The following is a 1,077-nucleotide window of genomic DNA, read 5'->3' as shown; positions in this document are numbered from 1 at the left end:
GTTGATAAATTGGCAATAGAAATGCGTGCAAAGCGCTTCGGTTTAACGCTACAGGAGGCAAAAAATCCACTTTCTGGTACCTATATCGGGCGGCTTTGTTTGCAAGGCGTGATTACTCAAGAGCAATATGATGCCGCGCAACAGTACCTACAGATAAGAAACGATTACCTTTGTGCAAAAGGCTTGCCAAGTGCTGTTTATAATGAAATTCCGTCATCTTCTGATGATAAGGCAAGAGACAAATGGGTAGAATTTGCAACAGAGCAGTTTATAAACACGCAAGAGGCACTAAAAGAAGCGCAATGCCTCTATAGACAGTATAATCTTCACGCTGCGCTACAGTACCTCGTTATAGAAGATCAAACGCTACCATATCTTGTGAATTCATTACGCGTTGCTCTTAATGCGCTTCAGAAGTACTTTTCAAAAAAGTAGATGTGAAAGATATATATATCCATATATATATGGTATTGCAATAATAACTAAGGCGGTCATTATTGCAAATAAAAACGCAGAAATCTTTAATCTAAATCGCCAGAGTATGTTAATCGGAAGAGACATTATGGTGATTATTATGAAGCCTATTACAAACCATTCTATTCTATTGTTTTTATTAAAATAACGTCTTAGTATACGAAGATAGTTGTTTGCCTCTATAGAAATTATTCTAAATGGACCTGTAGAGATTTCTTTAGGGATGTCGTTATAAATATAATCCAACATTCCTTCTGAAATACAAGTAATAAAAGAGGACCGTTTTTGTAGATCACGAAAAACGGCAATTTGCCCCTTTGGGCATGGAGATTCCGAAGAAACATGTTTTGTTAATGGTTGACTACTTACATGACTAGTGAATAAGATACTTATTATTCCGAATAAGGAAATTTTCTTTAAATACGATAATAACATTAGATTTTATCTTGTTTTTCATTGTTGCATCTTCGCTTTATACAGATTCTCTTCAAATATATCAATATGTGTTATTTTTGTGTTGACAAAATGTAGCAAATCGTATTTAATGACATTGCTGTACTTAGGCGTATTGTGTCTAGAGAGGGAAATGTACAGTTCAAAATC

Annotated in this window: 1 protein-coding gene; it reads left to right on the top strand. The window is 34.7% G+C overall.

Annotated features, from left to right (window positions below; translation table 11 throughout):
* The coding region (locus ACFINR_RS09400) for a hypothetical protein (protein ID WP_375654234.1) at positions 1–435 on the top strand (435 nt) is incomplete at its 5' end.
* Positions 436–1,077: the final 642 nt, after the last annotated feature.

Origin of the sequence: Bartonella sp. AP19HLJMH (assembly GCF_042196245.1) — a bacterium.
Taxonomy (GTDB): Bacteria; Pseudomonadota; Alphaproteobacteria; order Rhizobiales; family Rhizobiaceae; genus Bartonella.
The sequence above is the reverse complement of the archived record's forward strand: the minus strand, read 5'-3'. Positions and strand labels throughout refer to the sequence as shown.